The sequence below is a fragment of the Gardnerella pickettii genome (assembly GCF_029226345.1).
GTDB classification, from domain to species: Bacteria; Actinomycetota; Actinomycetes; order Actinomycetales; family Bifidobacteriaceae; genus Bifidobacterium; species Bifidobacterium piotii.
The window spans coordinates 15,622-35,803 of record NZ_JAKNCU010000001.1; the positions used below are offsets into that span (position 1 = coordinate 15,622).

Below are 20,182 nucleotides of genomic sequence, written 5' to 3' on the forward strand. Positions count from 1 at the left end.
TGCAAATTGGATTGATTTAATTGATATTTGATTTAAGTTAGGAGGCGTCTATGTTAGACAAAAACAATTTAGAAAGCGCTAAATGTGCAAATGACGATTGCTTTGCCTCAGATCCAATTCGCGTGGGTCTTTTAGGCGCTGGAACAGTAGGATCGCAAACAGCGCGTCTAATAGTGGAAGAAAACGCTGACTTATCGGCAAGAATCGGCGCTCCACTAGAGCTTGCTGCAGTCGCGTGCTTGCATCCAGAAGACGTGGACGCGCCATGGATTGCCAAAGATCTTTTAAGCGCAGATGCAGGAGCGATTTGTAAACGCGAAGATATAGACATAATCGTTGAGCTAATTGGCGGCTTGGAGCCAGCGCACACATTTGTAAAAACCGCGCTAGAATGCGGAAAATCGGTTGTAACAGCAAACAAAGCATTGCTTGCAAAGTTTGGTCCAGAACTCTATGAATGCGCGCAAAAAAACGGAGTCGATTTAAGCTTTGAGGCGTCTGTTGCAGGCGCAATTCCGATTTTGCGTCCGCTTAGAGAGTCGCTTGTAGGCGACAAGATCACGCAAATTTTTGGAATCGTAAACGGAACTACAAACTACATTCTTGACGAAATGACAGTGCGCGGCCTTGATTTTGATTCGGCTTTGCGAGCAGCTCAAGAAAAGGGATACGCGGAGGCGGACCCTACAGGAGACGTTGAAGGATTTGATGCAGCAAATAAGGCTGCGATTTTGGCAACGCTTGCATTCCAGATGCCAATAAGCATTGATGACGTTAGCGTTGAAGGAATTAGCGCGATTATGGCAGCAGATATTGCGGCTGCCAGTGCAGAAAATCGCGTGATTAAGCTGCTTGCGGCGGTTGCTTGCGATTCGAGTGGCGCAGTGAGCGCAAGTGTTTACCCAGCGTTGGTTAGCAAAGAGCATCCGCTGGCTTCCGTTCATGGCAGCTTTAACGCCGTTTTTGTTAAAGCACAAGCGGCGGATGATCTTATGTTTTACGGCCGCGGCGCTGGTGGCGCTCCAACAGCAAGCGCGGTTGTTGGAGATATTGTTGGAGCTGCTAGAAACATAGCGCGCGGCTGCAACGATGCTAGCGTGCCAATGTATAACGCTAAGTCTTTGGCTTCTACGCGCTCGATTCGTGCGGATTTTGTTGTGCGATGCAGCATGGAAGATACTTCGCTTGCGCTTTGCGGCGAAGTGATGGATGTGTTTGAGGAGCACGGTGTAAACGCGGAACGATTGCCTATGCTTTGCCAAACTCAATACGATGGCGAAGGCGATTGCCCAGCTTGCGGAATCAGCGGCCCTGGCGATTTGCGCGTGCTTGTAAAAGATTGCACAGAGGCGGATTTGCAAGCGGTTCTTGCCGATTTGCAAAAAGTGGATGTTGTGTGTGCAAAGCCTCTTGCATTGCGAATTATTGAGTAATCGAGTAATTGAATAATTTAGTAATTTGATAGGCTGCTCGAGTGGAAAAGGTGCGAAATGAAACCAGTATGCAACAGTGTGTCAGTTTGCGTGCCAGCAACCAGCGCAAATCTTGGGTCGGGATTTGACGTTGCAGGAATTGCGCTTGACTATGCGGATTCGCTAGTTTTTACGCTTGATGATTCGCTTGATGATTCGCAAGATGTGCGCGTGATTATTCATGGCGAAGGCGAAGATACGTTGCCAAAAGACGAGACGCATCTTGTTGTTCGCGCGTTTCGCAAAGCGTGCGAAGCGTTTGGCTTGCCGCGTTTGCGATTTACTCTAGAAGCGCATAATCGCATTCCGCAAGCGCGCGGAATGGGGTCTTCCGCCAGTGCAATCGTTGCAGGAGTAACAGCAGCTTGGGCTTTTGCGCATAATGGGAATCTTAATAAGCAGGTGATTTTTGAGCTTGCAGCTGCGATTGAAGGCCACCCAGACAACGTTGCTCCAGCGGTTTTTGGCGGATTAACAACCAGTTGGAAGAATGGCAATGAGTTCCACACTGTTCGATACAGCGTTTCTAAGAAGATTCGCGCAACGATTTTTGTGCCAAACTTTACTCTTTCGACGCAAATGGCTCGCCAAGCTCTTCCAGAAAAAGTGCCATATGCAGATGCTGTGTTTAACGTTTCGCGCGCTTGCTTATTGCCGATTGCGTTTGGTGATTTTGGAGATTTTAGCGCATTTGCTGATTCTTGCGATTCTTGCGATTCTTGCGATTCTTGCGCAAAAACAACTCTTTCCAGAAACGATTTGCTTTTTACAGCTACTCAAGACGATATTCACCAGCCATACCGAGCAAGTCTTATGCAACCAACTTGTGATTTGGTAAAAGCTTTGCGAGACAAGGGGTTTGCGGCTGCGATTTCGGGAGCTGGATCTTGCGCAGCGGTGTTCTACGAGGAAAAGTCGGAAGCTTCCGTAGAGGCAAATAACGCCACTAATATAAGCGGAAAAATAGAAAGTGCGGAAATAGAAAGTGCGGAAACTGTAGCTGGAAAAATAGAAAAAATTGCAGAACCGCTTTTGAGTGGCTGCGATTGGAAAGTTTTGCACGTGCATGTTGATTCTATTGGCGTTGCAATAACTCGCGAATAATTTGTGTGAAGTTGTAAGTGAAGTTATGAGTGAAATAGCAAGTGAAATCGCAAAAAGAGGGAATATGACAGTTTCGTTGATTTTGGCTTCTCAGTCTCCTGCAAGAAGAGCGGTGTTGGCTGCTGCAGGCGTGATTCCTGTGATTCATGTGAGCGAGGTAGATGAGCCAGCGGCGTTGCGTAATGCTGCAAATGCGCAAGGTGTTAGCGTGGAGCAGATGAGCGCCGAGGAGCGCGTTTCGATTTTGGCGCAAGCAAAGGCTTTTGCAGTGTATGAGTCGTGGAAGCTTGTTGCAAATGCAGCAGCTTCGGCTAGTGGCGATTTGGTTGTGGGGTATCCGCTGGAGGCTGAGGCTGGATTTTCTGAATCTGAATCTTCTGCAACTGGTAGTAACGCGTTAGCAAGTGATTCGCAATCGCATATAACGCATAACGTAGATACCGCGCAAACTCGCGATTTTTCGGGCGTAAAAGTTCCTACTAAGACTTTTGATATTCACGATTTTGCGCATGTGAATAAGTCTTCCGCTGATTCCAATAGCGTGCTTATTGTTGGCTGCGACTCCATGTTTTTGCTAGACGGCGAATGCTACGGCAAGCCGCATACTCCTGAAGTGGCATTTGAGCGGATTAAGCGAATGAGCGGAAAAACTGGAGAATTGTTTACTGGTCATTGCTTAATCGACGCAAAAAGTGGCAAAACCGTGTGCAAAGTGAGCCGCGCAAGCGTGACTTTTGCGCATATGAGCGATGAGGAAATTCGCGCGTACGTAGAAACTGGCGAGCCGCTGGAAGTTGCAGGATCCTTTACGCTAGAAGGCTTTGGCGGAGCTTTTATTGAGGGAATTCAGGGAGATCCGCATGGAGTTCTTGGAATCAGCTTGCCGCTGCTAAGGCAGATGGTTTCGGAGCTTGGGTACGCTTGGCCAGATTTGTGGAATAGTCGCAAGCTAGAGGGCGAGGCGATTAAGGACGATCCTGCTTCCGCGCAAGTGCCTAAAGAAAACGTGCATCAGCCTGGAGATGGATGGGTTATGTGCGATTGCGGACGCAAGCATTGGGGCCATAATGGCGCGGCTGGCGTGCTGCTCGCTAGGCGAGACGAGGCAACTGGGCGCGTGACTCACGTTGTTATGCAACATCGCGCGCTTTGGAGCGCGGAAGGCGGCACGTGGGGGATTCCTGGCGGCGCAATATCTGATGGCGAAACTGCGATTGAGGGCGCGTTGCGCGAGTCGTTTGAAGAGGCGAACATAACGTCTCAAGACATTGATGTTGTTGGAGCGTATTGCGAAAATCACGGGAATTGGCGGTATACAACGGTTTTCGCGTTTGAAAAGCCAGGTCATTGTGTGAATCCGTGCGCGCACGACGACGAGAGCATGGAGATTAAGTGGGTGCCGATTGATGATGTGCCGAAGCTAAAGCTACTCACGGCAATGCGCACTGATTGGCCGTCCTTCCGTGCTCGCCTTGATTCTCTTGCATCGACTCGGTGAGCTGCGCGACGACATACCTTCGCGCTCAAAGCCTAGCGCGAGCGCTATTCCCGCGCCGGTTGTTTTCCGCTTTTTGTTGTTTATTTTGCGGTTTTGAGCTACAAAATGCGGAAAATGATTTTGCTTTGTGGAATTATACTTATGCGCTGATGCATGCTAGTTTTCTGCTAGTTGTTAGATGTTTTGTGGTTTGTGCTTGATTTTTGTAATTTTGCTTGTGATTCATGGGGATTGTGGGAGAGTATTAACAATCCGAATTTTAGAGGGGTCGAATTCGACTCCTTTAAGAATGAGGCTGATTTGTGCAAAGTTTGTGTAAAAAATGACGCGTGTTGTTGTGTGAAAATATTGATTTAGGGCTACGGGGGGGGGTATTCTGAATGCTGATAGTCCATGTTTTAGGGCTTAGATTGCGAGAATATTCAGTTGTATTCTTGCGATTGCTCTCTTCGCACGCTTATACGTGAGAAGGAAGAAGAAAGGAAGATCATGTTAAATAAGAAAGCGATTGCTGGTATAGCTGCCGCATCAATCGTGGTATCTTGCGGATTCGTCGGTAGCTTCGCCTTTGCTGAAGAAGTTCCTAATAATCCTCCAAAGCCAGCCCCAGTAACTACTCCAACTGTTAAGCCAGAAGATGACATTTATGGTTCTGGCTCTGAATGGGACCAGCTTCAAAATACTGAAAACGAGTATGAAAATTATTACGACCAAATGTATAATACTCACACTCAGTATAATGGCGGACATGAGCATTTAACTTTTGACCCGCACATGTTTGATGAAGACCACGACCCGAACGGCAATGATATTAAGCCTGAGATTCCAGACGAGCATAAGACTGACCCTCAGACTCCTTCATCACCAGAACCAAAGGTTGACACTACTAAGGAAGATGCTGAGTTTAAGGCGGCTCAGAAGGAAGCTGAGTCTAAGAATGCTGAAGCTACATTGTTGAAGCAGATGGCTGATGCTGCTGTAGCGAATTTGAAGAAGCAGATAGAAAAGGCTACTGGTGAAGCTAAGACTAAGCTTCAAGGTCAGCTAGATAAGGCTTCTAAGGTTGCTGCTGCTGTTGATGCGATGGCGACTAAGGCCAGTGATGTGGTTGCGAAGTATACTGCTGCTGCTGAGTTAAGAAATGCGATTGCTGATTTGAATAAGAAGATTTCGGCTGCGACTGCTGAAGCTGATAAGACGAATCTTCAGAAGCAACTTAAAGATAAGCAAACCAAGCTTGTGGCTGCTAATAAAAATATTACTGATGCTAAGCATGATTTAGAGTCAGCAACTACAGAAACTAAGACAGTTCAGGCTAATACTGAAGATCCACAAGCTCCTGAAGGCGACTCCTATCAGAGTGATGCAGATTTTAAGAAGGCTCAGAAGGAAGCTGAGTCTAAGAAGGCTGAGGCTGAGTTGCTGAAGCAGATGGCTGATGCTGCTGTAGCGAATTTGAAGAAGCAGATAGAAAAGGCTACTGGTGAAGCTAAGACTAAGCTTCAAGGTCAGCTAGATAAGGCTAGTAAGGTTGCTGGCACTATTGATACTATGGCTACTAAGGCCAGTGATGTGGTTACGAAGTATACTGCGGTTGCTGAGTTAAGAGCTGCGATTGCTGATTTGAATAAGAAGATTTCGGCTGCAACTGGTGAAGCTAAGACGAATCTTCAGAAGCAGCTTAAAGATAAGCAAACCAAGCTTGTAACTGCTAATGATAGTATTACTGCTGCTAAGCATGATTTAGAGTCAGCGATTGAAGCGACTAAGACTGTTCAGGCTAATACTGAAGATCCACAAGCTCCTGGTCATGAGCCTCCAGCTCCAAAGCCTGTGACTCCTGTGACTCCAAAGCCTGTGACGCCAGTGACGCCTCATCATGATAACCCATCGGTTACACCGTCTGTGACGCCAACTCCTTCGACGCCAACTCCTTCGACTCCATCGGATGAGACTCCATCGGATGATACTCCATCTTCCACTCCGTCTGTAACAACTCCATCCGCTTCGACTCCTGCTGGAGCATCTCAGTCGGCTCCATCCGCTGCTCCTGCTGCTGGTGTTCCTGCGGCTCCTGCTTCTGTTGCTGACTTGTTGCCAGGATTGAAGGGCATGATTACGGCTGGTGCTAATAATGTTGTTGTTGCTGGCGCTGTGAACAGGGTGACTTTGAACATTTCTAACCAGGCGTTCCTTGATCGTTTGAGCCGTGATGGTTCTGCTAAGGCTTATGCGTTCATTTACTCTAGCCCTCGTCTTCTTAAGGGTGCTGATGGTGCTAATTATGTGACTGTTCGCTTGGTTAATGGTAAGCCTCAGTTTGATGCCATGTTCCCAGCTGGTTATTCTGGCAAGCATACGGTTGTTCTTGTTGATGAGCAGGGCAATCAGCTTGGTTGGACTAACATTACTGTGAAGAGTGGTGTTAGTGGTTTGCCTAATAGTGGTGTTGGTGTTGCTTTGACTGCTTTGGCTGCTAGCGTTTTGGCTGGTGCTGGTGCAGCGTTCCGTAAGATTCGCCACTAAGCTATTTGATTGTTCAGTGTTAATTGGCACTGAGCGAGATAGAAGGTAATGTAAAAGGCCTTTGTGTGTAATGCGCGCAAGGGCCTTTTTGCATGCTTTTTGCGCACTTTGCGCCAATTTGCATTAGGCTTTTTGCATGCTTTGATTAGTTCGATTAGCTATATTTTGATAATCTCTGGCACAATGTGATAACATTTCGTATACGAAATATTAGGAGCGGGAGATAATATTTATGAAGGTTTTAGTACATCCTAGAGTTATTCGCAAGCGACCTTGGCTTAATGAAACTGAAGTAATAAATATGTGGAATTCATCATGTAGAGAGCTTCCCAGACAAGGTGAATATGAGCCTAGTCAAATGCTTTCACTTGCTTGGGATTCTCGAGGTGTTATTACGGAACTTATTGCGTATAAAGGTGAAGATGGGGAATGGATTATTTTTCACGTAGCGCCTGCAACTAAAAAGTTTCTTGCTGAAATGGGATTTAGCCAAGAAGAAATTAGACAAATTTTTGGTAGAAGATAAGTAGAATATAGTTAAGAAATATTAGGAGTGATTATGGCTAATTTTCGCGGTGAAGGTGGCGTTGACGTTACCGATGAAATGCTTGATAAATGGGAAAATGATGCTGAAAAAGGCATATATCATGGAAAAGCTGGTAATTTACGTATTAAAAAGCCGCTTGGCAGACCGCCTCTTTATGAAGAAGCTATGCTGCCTATAACTTTCCGCATATCTGCTGAAGATGCGGAGGCTCTAAAGGCTTCTGCTGATAAGCAGGGTGTGAAAGTTGGGGACGTTGTTCGAGAAGCGTGCAAACTGCTTCTTGCTCAAAAAGCAAGATGATTGCAAAGTGTTGTGATTGCTTAGCTTTTAATATGTCGCTTGTTTTTTTTGTAAAGCTTGAGAACAATGCAATACTTATAATTCATGCGAATCGGCTTACAAAAGGATTTTTACAAGAGATAAGGGATGCAAGATGAGTAGGAATACGTATACGGCAGAAAATGGATTCGTTATTACGGACGATATTGTTGACAAGTGGGCTGCAGAAGCGGAAGGCAATTTTTCTGGTGCTACTGTTACAGAGTTTTCTGGAAGAGCTTGGGAAGATGAGACTCAGCCATTGAAACTGTGTATTGTTTAGAGCTACAAAAAGCGTGAATTAGTCACCCCAAAACTGCTGCGATTAGCGCAATAAAAATCGGACTTGTAGTGGTAGAAAACAGGATTCCGTCGCGCGCAAAACTCAAGCCAACATTGTATCGTGCAGCGTAATTGTACACGTTCTGACCAGTCGGAAGAGCCGCCAGAACAACGCATGCGTAGAGCGTAGCACCTCTAAAGCCCATAACAAAATAAGCCAGCAAAAACGCAACAATTGGCATAATCAGATTTTTAAGAATCGCAACCGTCGCAATCGCAGCGCGATTAGAATCCTTTTGTAGCGGCTTGCTGCCGTAAAGCGACATTCCAAAAGCCATCAAAATCATAGGAACCGCGGAATCGCCAATCATCTTAATCGGGTCATAGAGAAAATTCGGAACAGGGAAATATCCAACTTTTGCGGAAATTGCCGAAATAATAATTCCTCCAAGCGACCCGATTAAAAGCGGCTGTTTAAGCGGCTGCTGAGTAATGCGCTTAAGCGAGCACTTTCCAGTAGTTGTAACGTCTAAAACCGTTAGTCCAACAGGCGTAAAAACAGCTTGCTGCATAACTAAAATCGGTGCAACAAGCGCGGGATTTCCAAGAATATAAGTTGCAACAGGCAAGCCAATGTTGTTCGAGTTTAAGTAAAGCGAGTTAAGCGCGCCAATTGTGCAATCCGCTGCAGGAAGGTGGAAGAACAGGCGATTAAGCAAGATGAACGCGATTCCAACAATCATTGCGGAGAAAAACGCAACAAAAATTGACGAGTGGAAAATCTCAAAAATTGGCTCTTTTGCAAGGATTGCAAACATTAAACAAGGACTAGATACAAAAAAGCTTACGCGATTAAGCACCATTTGTGCTTGCGATCCGCCAATGCGAAGACGCGCGGTTACATAGCCTGCGGCAATTACGATGCCGATTACGCAAAAGCCCTGCATAGCGCTGATTAAACCCATGCAAACGATTTTAGCGCTGATTTTGCGATTGGGGTAATGTGAAATTGACTTTTAAGAGCGTATGTTGTTTGACGTTGCAATATGGCATACTAGAGAACGGTGGCGCTGCAAGCCGCCAAAGCATTCGACGGCGTCGATCCCCTCGCGCGTTTTATCGCATGGTTTTACTGAGGCAGGTGTCCGCTGTCGCGCAGCTAGACTTTATTAACAGCCCGAGGGGTGGCTCGCATAAGCGTGCCCATTCCAGGCTAAGAGCGCGAGACGATTGCAGCGTTTCGCTAGGAGCATTGTGCCCAGAGTAACGCGAGAAAGCTTCAACGTATTTGAAGCAGACGATAATAAAAAAGATAAAAATGAAAATGCTAATTCTAGTGCTAGCGAGAATGCTGGTGCTGATTCTAGCGTGAATTCTAATGCTAGCGTAAATCCTAATGCTACTTCCGCTAGAGTTGGCGGCGTTGTTAATGTTGTTTCGGGCTCTAAAGATGCTGCTAACGGCGTGCGTCGCAGGCGCGCTGGAAGGCGTGTAGTTAGAGTTGCAGGTGCTGCTGGCGAATCGATGAAGTTGCACGTTGAAGGCGGAGATACTCAAGATTTGCGCTCTGGAGTAGCGGCGGCGGATTCTGCGCCTTTTGTTGCGGATTCTGCGGCAGATAGTTCTTATACACAGCAGCAATCTCAAGCACATTTGCGACCAATAACATCGCTTTTGTTCCAAGAGCCAGTTTTGCCTCAGCGCGAGCATTCTGCTGAAAGCCGCGATGCGGATTCGGATTACGAAGATTCAAGCAGTAATAAGCGCGATTCGCACAGCCGTCGTGATTCGCGAGATTCGCGAGATTCTCGCAGTAAAGACGATAGTAGGCGAAATAGCCGCGAGTCGCGTAATAATCGCAAGTCAACAGACAGCAGTTTAGACTTTAGCGAATCACTTGAAAACAAAGACGATTTTAGTGAAGACACAAATCGCAGTTCTAAAAAATCGCGTAAGACTCGCTCGAGCAAGTCTTCTGCCAAAGCTAAAAGCGGACGCGAAACTTTTGACGATAATTATGATTTGCAAGACGACGATACGCAATTGATTCGCGTGCGTTCTAGAGCAAATCGAGACGAGAAAAACGCGCAAATTGAGCGAGATAAAAATGCGAATCAAGATGAATCGCAAGCAAGTGAGCGCGGCGATTATGGAAGCCAAAGCGCCCGAAAATCGCGCAAAAATCGCAGACTTAACGCTGCAGAGCGCAGAGCTGCTGCCGAGGTTGAGCAAATCGAAGAAGACCTTGAATACGACGATATAACTTACGCGCCAATAGAAAATCGTAAAGCTGGGAAAACCTCTAGAAGACTTGACTATAGCGATTTTGAGGATGATTTTAGTGGAGATTTTGCTCGAAATCGCGTTGATAACTTTGATAGCGTTGACGATGCTTATAGCGCAGATAACGCAGATTCAAATGAAGTCTACGCAAAAGAATCCGATTTGCAAGACGACGAGGATGGCGTTGTAACAAGGCGCAGGCGTCGCAGGCGCTCCTCTAGAGTAGATAGGGCAGATAGAGCAGATAATGCCAATAAATCTGCAGAATCCGAGGATTCTTCCTTTAACTCGGCATCAAGCAAGTACAGCGTAGACGAAATTGAGGTTTCTCAAGAAGACCGAGATTTGATTCCAGACCCAGAAGAATTGCGATCTCAAGACGAAGAAGTTTACACGCGTAGGCGCAGGCGTCGCAGGTCTAAGCTTGCAGATGATTCAAGCACGAGCGAATCGCGATTTGACTCTTCGGATACGGATTCGCAAAGTCGAAGGTCTAGAAAACAGCAATATATTGACGAAATCACGGATATTGAAGGCTCCACAAGGCTTGAAGCCAAAAAGCAGCGCCGCCGCGATAATCGCAGAGAGCGCAACCGCCAGAACTTGCTTATGGAGCAAGACTTTTTGGCAAGACGAGAAAACGTTGACAGACTTATGGTTGTGCGCGAGCGCGATCGTCACACGCAAATATCTGTAATCGAAGACAACATTCTTGTTGAGCATTACGTTTCCGACATTCAAGAAGTTGCAACCGTTGGAAACATTTACCTTGGCCGCGTGCAAAACGTGCTGCCAAGCATGGAGGCTGCATTCGTAGACATTGGTCAGGCTAGAAACGGCGTGCTTTACGCTGGCGAAGTCAACTGGGATACAACCAGGCTAGAAGGTCAGCCGCGAAGAATGGAGCTTGCGTTTAAGGCGGGAGACCCTGTTTTAGTGCAGGTTACTAAGGACCCTATAGGCCATAAGGGTGCGCGACTAACATCGCAAGTAACGCTTGCTGGAAGGTTCTTGGTGTTGGTGCCGTCTGGAGCGATGACGGGCGTAAGTCGCAAGCTATCCGACCGAGAGCGCAGCAGACTTCGCGCAATCGTAAGCAAAATCGCGCCTAAAGACATGGGCATAATCATTAGAACTGCTGCCGATGGTGCTAGTGAAGATGCGATTGAAAAAGACCTTGAGTCGCTTGTAAAGCAATGGGATCGTATAGAAGCAAAGCGCCAGGAATTCTTGCACGGAAAGCGTCCAAAGTTGCTGCAAGGTGAGCCAGACGTTGCGATTCGCGTTGTTAGAGACATTTTTAACGACGACTTCCAAAAGATGATTGTGGAAGGCAAGGGCGCGTACGACCGCATTTGCGAATACTTGGAGATGATGGCGCCTGATTTGCGAAGCAAGATTGAGTACTGGGATCCTGCAGAGCATGAAGGTAAAGACGTGTTCGACAAGTGGCAAATCGACAGCCAGCTTAGAAAGGGCATGGAGCGCCAGGTTTATCTTCCTGCAGGCGGTTCGATTGTTATTGACCGAACGGAAGCAATGACAACGATTGACGTGAACACGGGTCGTTTTATTGGCCGCGGAAAGTCTTTGGAAGAGACTGTGACTCGTTGCAATTTGGAAGCTTCCGAAGAGATTGCGCGCCAGCTGCGACTTCGCGATATTGGCGGCATGGTTATGATCGACTACGTAGACATGGTTATGCCAGCAAACCGCGATCTTGTTTTGCGCCGTCTTGTTGAGTGCCTTGCGCGCGACCGCACAAAGCACCAAGTTGCGGAAGTTACGTCTCTTGGTCTTGTGCAAATGACGCGTAAGCGCGTTGGCCAGGGGCTTGTTGAAGCGTTTTCGGAGGAGTGCCCAACGTGCAAAGGCCGCGGGTTTATTCTTCACGACGAGCCGACTGTGTCTTCGGAATACGCCGATCCGTACGCGCTTAAGGGCGGAGATCCGTTTATTAAGACCAATAAGCACGGCCACGGAAGCCTTGCGGACACTGCGCCTACAGTTAAGCAGGAGTCTAGTGCGGATGTGCGCGCTAAGTTGGCGAAGATTGCGGCGGCTGCGGCATCTTCGGCGTTCTTTGAGGAGTCTTTGCGCAGAAGTTTGGACGGCGGTAAGGATGATGCGGATTCTGCGGACGGTGTGGATTCTGTGGATTCGGTGGATTCTGCGATTAGTGCGGTTGCTGGCGATTCTTCAGTAGATGAGCCAGCGGAAGAGTTGCAAGAATCGCAAGAAATTGGCGAATCGCAAGAAACCATGCGTGAATCTTCAGAAGCAGGCGAATCGCAAGAAACTGTGGAATCGCAAGAAACTGTGGAATCGCAAGAAAAAACAGACGAATCAGAAAACTAAAAACGCATCAAAGTATAAGGCTCGAGTACAATGGTTTCTACTGTTTAACTCGACTTTATAAATTAGCTCTTGACGTTAGTACAGGGGTCGGTGTATTTTTGATAGTCGGTGTCTTGCCGCAGGTTCAATGCTGCGCACAAGGCAAAAGTAAAGCTTTCAATTTAGCTAAGGAACGAATTATGTACGCGATTGTGAAGGCCGGTGGCCATCAAGAGAAGGTTGAGGTTGGAGACGCCATCCTCGTAAACCGTCTCGATGCAAAGAAGGGCGATACCGTGGAATTCCCGGTCGCGCTCGTTGTTGACGGTGCTAAGGTGACCTTAAGCGCTAAGGATCTTGCAAAGATTACAGTTAAGGCAGAAGTTCTTAACGACGAAGCTAAGGGTCCAAAGATTAGCATTATGAAGTATAAGAACAAGACTGGCGTGGCTCGCCGCAAGGGTCATCGTCAGAAGTTGACTCTCGTCAAGATCACGGCCATCGCCTGATTGACGGTGTTATAAACCTGAAAGGACAGCAAGATGGCACATAAGAAGGGTGCGTCCAGCTCGCGCAACGGTCGCGATTCGCAGGCGCAATATCTTGGCGTTAAGAAGTTCGGTGGAGAAGCTGTTGTGGCTGGAAACATTATCGTTCGCCAGCGCGGCACCAAGTTCCATGCAGGACAGAACGTTGCTTTGGGCAAGGATCACACGCTGTATGCTTTGGTAGACGGCAATGTGAAGTTTGGTATTCGTCGCGATCGCAAGGTTGTTGACGTAGTTACCGCCTGAGTAACTCATTAATCTTCTAGCCGCACCCCGTTCGGTGCGGCTTTTTTGTTTTCGCAAAGCTGGCGAGTATTGAGCATCAAGTAAGGTAAAAGTTATGAGCGATTTTGTAGATCGAGTAACAGTACATGTTAAAGGCGGCGACGGCGGCAACGGTTCCGCAGGCGTGCGTAGAGAAAAATACAAGCCACTTGCGGGTCCAAATGGCGGCAATGGTGGCAACGGCGGAAGCGTTATATTCGTAGCCGATCGCAATGCAAATAGCTTGCTTGATTACCGATTTATGCCACATCGAGTAGCGCAAAGTGGCACAATGGGCTTGGGAGATACAAAAGACGGCTCCAAAGGAGAAGATCTTATACTCCCAGTGCCAGTTGGAACCGTGATTTTTGAGGCGAAGGGCGCATCGGGCGCGCAAAAAAGGCCAGGCAACGTTTTGGCGGATTTGCAACACGTAGGAGACACTTTCGTAGTCGCAGCAGGAGGCGCAGGCGGTCTTGGAAACGCTGCTCTTGCAAATAAAGTGCGCCGCGCTCCAGGATTTGCGCTGCTTGGCGAGCCTGGTGAAGAGCGAGACGTAATCCTAGAACTAAAGTCGATAGCAGACGTGGCACTAGTTGGATTCCCGTCTGCAGGAAAGTCAAGTCTTGTAGCGTCAATCAGCGCTGCAAAGCCAAAAATCGCAGATTATCCGTTTACAACGCTTGTGCCAAATCTTGGTGTAGTCAGTTTTGGCGAATATCGTTACACAATCGCAGATGTTCCAGGGTTGATTCCAGGTGCTTCCGAAGGAAAGGGCTTGGGGCTAGAGTTTTTGCGTCACATTGAGCGCACGGAAATAATCGCGCACGTAATCGACTGTGCAACGTTGGAGCCAAATCGCGACCCAATCAGCGATTATAATGCGCTGGAACACGAGCTTTCGCAATACGCAAACAAGCTTGATTTGCCGCTTGGAGCGATTCCGATTCCAGAGCGTCCGCGAATTATTGTGCTCAACAAGATTGATGTGCCAGAAGCAAAAGAGTTGGCAGAATTTGTGCGAAGCGACTTTGAAAAAATGGGCTTGCCAGTTTTTGAGATTTCTACTGCATCTCACGAAGGCTTGAAAGATCTTGGTTTTGCGCTTGGAAAGATGGTGGCTAGTATGCGCGAAAAGCTTGCCGAGCAAGAGGCAGCGCGCGAAGAAGAGCGAGTTGTTATTCAGCCGCTTGAGCAGCCAGCATTAAGACGCAGGCGCGATGATGGCCGCGGAAGTGCTAGCGACTTTACGATTGAGCGCGAAGAAGACAAAAATGGCGATTTTTGGTTTACTGTTACGGGCGCTAAGCCAGAGCGTTGGGTTGTGCAAACAAACTTCGACAACGACGAGGCAGTGGGCTATTTGGCGGATCGCTTAGCGAAACTTGGTGTAGAAGACGAGTTGCGCAAGAAGGGCGCGCGACCAGGAGACGAGATTAGGATTGGCCGCGGCAATCGCATGGTTTGCTTTGACTGGGATCCAAGCATTGCAGCAGGTGCGGAAGGTTTGGACGGCGCAAGCCTTGGTGCGCGCGGAAAAGACTTGCGACTTGAGGCAAATGATCCGCGTGGTGCAAGGCGCACTAATGCGGAGCGCCGCCGCGATTACCACACTATGATGGACGCAAAGAGCGCTGTGCGAGATGCGATGATGGCGGAACGCAAGCAAGGTCATTGGGCGGATCCATCGGTAGATGACGACAAACACGATGAGCAGAGCCTATTTGGGCGTGGTGAGTAGATGGTTAATAAAGCAATTGAGCCTACCGAAAACGAGGTTCGGCGTTCAATTAGCAATGCGCGCACAATAGTCGTAAAAGTGGGGTCTAGCTCGCTAACGACGCAAAATGGCCATTTAGATGTGCAAAAACTGCGCTCGCTAGTAGACGCCATTAGTCGCGCGCAAATTAACGGAGCGCATGTTGTGCTTGTGTCTTCTGGCGCAATCGCAGCAGGATTTGGGCTTCTGGGCTTTGATTCTAGGCCAAAAGACGTGCCAACGCAGCAAGCTACGGCTTCGGTTGGTCAGGGTTTGCTTATGGCGCAATACGAGCAAGCTTTTGCAAAATATGGCCTAAAAGTTGGTCAAATGCTGCTAACAGCAGACGTTACTATTTCGCCGTCTCGCTATCGCAATGCTCAACGTACAATGCTTAGGCTGCTGGAATTAGGCGTTGTGCCAATCGTAAACGAAAACGATGCTTTGTCTAGTAACGAAATACGTTTTGGAGATAACGATAGGCTGGCGGCGCTTGTTGCAAACATTGTTCGCGCAGATGCGCTGGTTCTTTTAACAGACGTAGACGCGCTTTACACGGCTCCGCCCAGTGAGCCAGGTGCTAAGCGAATTGGCTTTGTTGCAGATGTTACGCGCGCGCTAGACGATATTAAAGTTGGCGAAAGCGGATCGGGCGTTGGTACAGGCGGAATGGTAACCAAGATGGATGCGGCGCATATTGCTGCTGTTTCTGGAATTCCAACGCTTTTGACGTGTGCGAGTAGCGCGGAGAGTGCGCTAGCTGGCGATTCGGTTGGAACCGTTTTTGCGCCACTAAACTCGCGCGCGTCTTCTAGAAGACTTTGGATTGGTTTTGCGTCTAATCCGCATGGTGCGATTATTGTAGATTCTGGTGCTGCTGCAGCCGTTTGCGCAGGGCGAGCAAGCCTGTTGGCTGCTGGAATCGTAGGGGTTACTGGCGATTTTTGTGCGAGCGACCCAGTGTGGATTGATGATGAGCATGGAAACCACTTAGCCAAAGGGCTAGTTGCATTTGATTCAGACGAGATACCGCAGGTAATGGGTCTTACTACGGACGATTTAGAGGCCACTTTGGGGCGGCAATACGCGCATCCTGTGGTGCATCGCGATAATCTTGTGCTTTTATAGCGTTTGCTGCGATTTGCGCGCCAACCTGCCGGAGCGCTTAAAGCGTAGCGCGCGAAGGCAATTTGGCGCGCTGAGCTTGCTTAAGGTTGAAAGCACAGTGTGCTTTCAACGCAAGCGAAGACGTGAGCGCGGCTAATCCGCGCGAACGACGACCTGCCTTGTAGTGCGATTGTACCTGATTTACGGCGTGTCGTCATACAATCGCACTACAAAAAACGCACAAAATATTGAACAAAAAGTAACATAAACAACAAAAAGCGGAAATAGTTGGCGCATTAAGCAGCTCGAAGTTGTCAATTTTCCCGCGTTTGTTTCCCAAATCGGCTAGTACGTAAACAAATGTGGGCAAAAAGAAACAAAATCGTGAAATAACGTGTAATGGCTAAACTGTAAGTATGGCAGAAAATATCGCAGCAAATATGGCAGCAAATGCATCGCAAATCGCAGCAAATACATCAAACTCCCAATGGCGCTCTATGAGCAATCGCATTAACAAAGTCGCTCCAAGCGCAACGCTTGCTGTAGATGGCAAAGCAAAAGCGATGAAAGCCGCAGGAATCGACGTTATTAGCTTCGGCGCAGGCGAACCTGATTTTCCAACGCCGCTCTACATTGTGGAAGCCGCAGCCGCCGCATGCAAAGACCCAAAAAACTACAAGTACACAGCTACGGCTGGCCTTCCAGAGTTGCGCGAGGCGATTGCGCGCAAAGTTAAACGCGATTCTGGCTACGATGTTTCCCCAAATCAAGTTGTTGTAACGAATGGCGGCAAACAGGCTGTTTACGAAGCATGCCAGATTTTGCTAAACGACGGCGACGAAGTTATAATCCCAGCGCCATATTGGACAAGCTACCCAGAGGCGGTAAAACTTGCAGGCGGCGTGCCAGTGGCGGTTATGTCTGGCGCGGATCGCGGTTTTGAGCCAGATATTGATGCGATTGAGGCGGCTCGCACACCGCGCACGCGTGCGATTATTGTAACTTCGCCTTCTAATCCAACAGGCGCTATTTGGAGCGCGCAAACAATTCGCGCGATTGGCGAATGGGCTGTAAAACACCATATTTGGGTGCTTTCCGACGAGATTTACGAGCACTTGCATTACGACGGCGTAAAAACTTCGTACATTGGCGTGGAAGTGCCAGAAGTGCGCGACCAGCTGCTTGTTTTGAATGGCGTTGCAAAAACTTACGCAATGCCAGGTTGGCGTGTTGGATGGATGGTTGCTCCGCTTGAGGCCGCAAAAGCCGCGATTAAGCTTCAAAGCCACATGACGTCTAACGTTTCCAATATTTCGCAGCGCGCAGCTCTTGCAGCAGTCGGCGGACCATTAGATGAAGTTGCAAAAATGCGTGATTCCTTCGACGCTCGTCGCAAGGCGATTGTGCAAGCGCTAAACAGCATGCAAGGCGTGACTTGTCCTTTGCCACACGGCGCTTTCTACGCGTTTGCAAATGTTGAGGCGCTGCTTAATTGCCCGTTGGGCAAGGATTCTAGGATTCCAGGCACATCGTCTGCGCTCGCGCAAATGCTTCTTGACGAAGCGCATGTTGCTGCTGTTCCTGGCGAGGCTTTTGGCGCGCCTGGCTATTTGCGATTCTCGTGCGCTTTGGCGGATAGTCAACTTGCAGAGGGCATGAGGCGCATGAAGCAGTGGATTGAAGGCGGAAGCGCGTTTTAAGCGTTGCAGCGCGTCTTCACTAGGCGGCAGCGCGTTTGCACACGCGGAAAAGTCGCCAGCAACCGCGCATTTAGCGACACTCGCTAATCATAATAAAAACCCTTAAATCTTGCCCTTCCGCTATCATGAATATTCGGCGGTTTTGCCAAGTCAACCTTTTTAAGGTATGATTAGCAAGTTCACCTAGGGATGTGGCGCAATTGGTAGCGCAACGGTCTCCAAAACCGTAGGTTGTGGGTTCGAGTCCCGCCGTCCCTGCCAGTTTTATTGTTAACAATTTTCAAACGAAGGATTCAAGCATGGCCAAGGCAAAAGAGAAGAAGCCAAATTTGTTCATGCGTATTGGCATGTTCATTAAGCAAACTATTGACGAGACGCGCAAAGTCGTAGCTCCACACGGCAAAGAGTTGTTTGCTTGGTCAGCTTCCGTGTTTATTTTTGTTATTTTCTTGATGGTTTTTGTCACTGTTATGGACTTCGGTTTAGGCAAGTCCGTTATGTGGCTGTTTGGCTGATTTAAACGAATTTTGAGGGTGTGCAAATATGACTGACGAGTTGAATCTCGAAAATGTTGAGTCTGTAGAGAATTTTGCTGATTTAGATGTAGCTTCTGCTGCAGATGCGCCTGAGCAGGCTGATTCTACGGTTGCTGGCGATTCGCCAGTGGAAAATAGCGCTGATTCTGCCGACAATTCTGCTGATTCCACCGATTCCGCCGACTCTGCAGACGTAGACCCTACAGATGCTGGCGCAGCCGCTGTTGCCGAATTCTCCAAGACTTTGCGAACTCTTGAAGGCAAGTGGTACGTTCTTCACACCTACTCTGGCTACGAGAAGCGCGTTAAAACTAACGTTGAATCCCGCGTTCAAAGCTTTGGTTTGGAAGATAAGATTTTCCAGATTGAAGTTCCAATGGAAGAAGTCGAAAAGCACACAGACAAGGGCAAGAAGGTTATTACGCGCGTGCGCGTTCCAGGATATGTGCTTATTCGCATGTGGCCAGACGAGAATGCTCGCCGCATTGTGCGCGAGACTGAAGGCGTTACTGGTTTTGTTGGCCCGTCTAAGGAGCCAGCGCCTCTTAGCCGCAAGGAAGTTATTGATATGATGGCTCCTATGATTGCGTCTGAGGCGTTGAAGAAGGCTGGAGATAAGCCTGCTGCCGCTCGTAAGCGTACTGTTGAGGTTGCTTACAAGGTTGGAGATCAAGTTACAGTTACCGACGGCCCATTTGCAACTATGGCTGCCGTTGTTTCGGACGTAGATCCTACAACGCAAAAGCTTACGGTTCTTGTTTCTATCTTTGGCAGAGAGACTCCTGTGGAGCTTGGCTTTGACCAGGTAGAGCCTATTGTTTGATGGCTATTTCTTTGATAGCTGTTGTTTAATAGGTTTAGGCTGTTTAGGCTTTTAGGCGATTTTAATAGATTTTAAGGGATTTAGTTCTCGATGAATTTTATCTTTTTAGACTCGGTCGATTCTACGCAAAATATTGCGCGAAAAGAGCTTATTGATTGTGATTCTGAAAGCTCTTCAATCTTGAATCCGCTTGTTTGTGCGATTATTGCAAACAATCAAAGTGCTGGCAGAGGTCGTCTTGGTCGCAAGTGGGTTAGCGAATCGGGGCAAAGTTTTCTAGCGTCTTATGGTGCTGTTTTGCCAAAAAGCGTTGTTATGGATTCAAAATACAACGGTTGGCTGCCTATGATTGCAGGACTTTGCGCAAGAGACGCGCTGATTGGCGCGCTTAAAGAAGTTGGCGCGCGCAAAATCGGCGAAATTAGCGAAGTCGAAAGTAAAATTTGCGATTTTGGTCAAGAAATAAAAATCAAGTGGCCAAATGACATTTTTATTGGCGATTGCAAAGAAGGCGGAATTTTAACCGAAATCGCAGCACTTGCAAATCATGACTCTTTACAACAAAATATTGGTGTGATTTTTGGAATCGGCCTTAATCTTAATGTGTCTAAAAGCAATCTTCCAATCGAAAAAGCAACATCTTTACAAATGCATTACGCGAATCTTCCAAATGCAATGCAATTAAGGGATATTATTGCTAAGCGTTTAGCGCAAAACTTAAACAGTAGACTAGCGAGTTTTGTGCAAAATCCTGCGCAAAACGCATTGTGCTTGCGTAAGGAAGTTAGTGCGGTTTGCTGGACTCTTGGTCGCAAAGTTAGCGTGTATGCGCCAGAAGTTAATAGCGAGTTAAACAACAGCGAATGCGTAGAAGGCGTTGCGCAGAGCATTAATGATGATGCTTCGCTTTTGATTCTTAAAGACTCGGGAGAATCTGCGATTGTGCACACGGGCGATGTTCACGCGCTTAGTGTTTGATACAAACGTGGGCGCGACAACCTACCTGAGCGCGCTGTAACGCGCGAACGGTTTTCCTCGCCTAGTGTTGTAGGAGGGCTGGGTGTTTCTTGTCTCACAA

At 47.9% G+C, this 20,182-nt stretch carries 17 protein-coding genes and 1 tRNA gene; 17 read left to right on the top strand and 1 reads right to left on the bottom strand.

The annotated features are described in order from the left end of the window. Positions 1-50: 50 nt before the first annotated feature. The 7 genes from MAF46_RS00060 to MAF46_RS00090 all read left to right on the top strand — a co-directional run bounded on the left by MAF46_RS00060 (position 51) and on the right by MAF46_RS00090 (position 7,748). On the top strand, positions 51-1,433 hold the full coding sequence (locus MAF46_RS00060) for a homoserine dehydrogenase (protein ID WP_020758279.1): 1,383 nt from the start codon (positions 51-53) through the stop codon (positions 1,431-1,433). A 57-nt stretch (positions 1,434-1,490) separates the two neighbouring features. After that, on the top strand, positions 1,491-2,576 hold the full coding sequence (gene thrB, locus MAF46_RS00065) for a homoserine kinase (RefSeq protein ID WP_060785701.1): 1,086 nt from the start codon (positions 1,491-1,493) through the stop codon (positions 2,574-2,576). 64 nt (positions 2,577-2,640) lie between these two features. Next, positions 2,641-4,074, top strand: a complete 1,434-nt coding sequence (locus tag MAF46_RS00070; protein ID WP_060785700.1) for a Maf family nucleotide pyrophosphatase — start codon at positions 2,641-2,643, stop codon at positions 4,072-4,074. A 489-nt stretch (positions 4,075-4,563) separates the two neighbouring features. After that, on the top strand, positions 4,564-6,600 hold the full coding sequence (locus MAF46_RS00075) for a coiled-coil domain-containing protein (protein WP_275883734.1): 2,037 nt from the start codon (positions 4,564-4,566) through the stop codon (positions 6,598-6,600). A 232-nt stretch (positions 6,601-6,832) separates the two neighbouring features. Continuing rightward, on the top strand, positions 6,833-7,126 hold the full coding sequence (locus MAF46_RS00080) for a hypothetical protein (protein ID WP_060785699.1): 294 nt from the start codon (positions 6,833-6,835) through the stop codon (positions 7,124-7,126). A 33-nt stretch (positions 7,127-7,159) separates the two neighbouring features. Next, on the top strand, positions 7,160-7,447 hold the full coding sequence (locus tag MAF46_RS00085; RefSeq protein ID WP_004129832.1) for a hypothetical protein: 288 nt from the start codon (positions 7,160-7,162) through the stop codon (positions 7,445-7,447). A 133-nt stretch (positions 7,448-7,580) separates the two neighbouring features. Further along, positions 7,581-7,748 carry a hypothetical protein gene (locus tag MAF46_RS00090; protein WP_004129835.1) on the top strand — a complete coding sequence of 56 codons (168 nt, stop codon included), beginning with the start codon at positions 7,581-7,583 and terminating at the stop codon, positions 7,746-7,748. 22 nt (positions 7,749-7,770) lie between these two features. Here MAF46_RS00090 and MAF46_RS00095 read toward each other — a convergent pair whose 3' ends face one another. Further along, positions 7,771-8,712: an AEC family transporter gene (locus tag MAF46_RS00095; protein WP_020757561.1), complete on the bottom strand. Its 942-nt coding sequence runs from the start codon at positions 8,710-8,712 to the stop codon at positions 7,771-7,773. Positions 8,713-9,001: 289 nt separating this feature from the next. On the opposite strand from MAF46_RS00095, the gene MAF46_RS00100 reads away from it, so the two are divergent. The 10 genes from MAF46_RS00100 to MAF46_RS00145 all read left to right on the top strand — a co-directional run bounded on the left by MAF46_RS00100 (position 9,002) and on the right by MAF46_RS00145 (position 20,082). Continuing rightward, positions 9,002-12,388, top strand: a complete 3,387-nt coding sequence (locus MAF46_RS00100; RefSeq protein ID WP_060785698.1) for an Rne/Rng family ribonuclease — start codon at positions 9,002-9,004, stop codon at positions 12,386-12,388. A gap of 179 nt (positions 12,389-12,567) precedes the next feature. Beyond that, positions 12,568-12,876, top strand: a complete 309-nt coding sequence (gene rplU, locus MAF46_RS00105) for a 50S ribosomal protein L21 (RefSeq protein WP_004111933.1) — start codon at positions 12,568-12,570, stop codon at positions 12,874-12,876. 33 nt (positions 12,877-12,909) lie between these two features. Further along, on the top strand, positions 12,910-13,161 hold the full coding sequence (gene rpmA / locus MAF46_RS00110) for a 50S ribosomal protein L27 (protein ID WP_004106248.1): 252 nt from the start codon (positions 12,910-12,912) through the stop codon (positions 13,159-13,161). 94 nt (positions 13,162-13,255) lie between these two features. Next, entirely contained in the window at positions 13,256-14,920 is a 1,665-nt protein-coding gene (gene obgE, locus MAF46_RS00115; protein ID WP_004129851.1) for a GTPase ObgE, read from the top strand. Then, positions 14,921-16,066: a glutamate 5-kinase gene (gene proB / locus MAF46_RS00120; RefSeq protein WP_060785697.1), complete on the top strand. Its 1,146-nt coding sequence runs from the start codon at positions 14,921-14,923 to the stop codon at positions 16,064-16,066. It begins immediately after the preceding gene. A 395-nt stretch (positions 16,067-16,461) separates the two neighbouring features. Further along, positions 16,462-17,745 (top strand): pyridoxal phosphate-dependent aminotransferase, encoded by a 1,284-nt coding sequence (locus tag MAF46_RS00125; RefSeq protein ID WP_081090805.1) that lies wholly within the window; start codon positions 16,462-16,464, stop codon positions 17,743-17,745. 185 nt (positions 17,746-17,930) lie between these two features. Next, positions 17,931-18,006 (top strand) — tRNA-Trp (locus MAF46_RS00130). 38 nt (positions 18,007-18,044) lie between these two features. Beyond that, positions 18,045-18,260 carry a preprotein translocase subunit SecE gene (gene secE, locus MAF46_RS00135; protein WP_004111941.1) on the top strand — a complete coding sequence of 72 codons (216 nt, stop codon included), beginning with the start codon at positions 18,045-18,047 and terminating at the stop codon, positions 18,258-18,260. Between the two features lie 28 nt (positions 18,261-18,288). Then, complete coding sequence (nusG, locus tag MAF46_RS00140) at positions 18,289-19,104, top strand: transcription termination/antitermination protein NusG (protein ID WP_060785696.1); 816 nt, start codon at positions 18,289-18,291, stop codon at positions 19,102-19,104. A 90-nt stretch (positions 19,105-19,194) separates the two neighbouring features. Then, a complete protein-coding gene (locus MAF46_RS00145; protein ID WP_060785695.1) occupies positions 19,195-20,082 on the top strand; it encodes a biotin--[acetyl-CoA-carboxylase] ligase in 888 nt (295 codons plus the stop codon). Positions 20,083-20,182 lie beyond the last annotated feature (100 nt).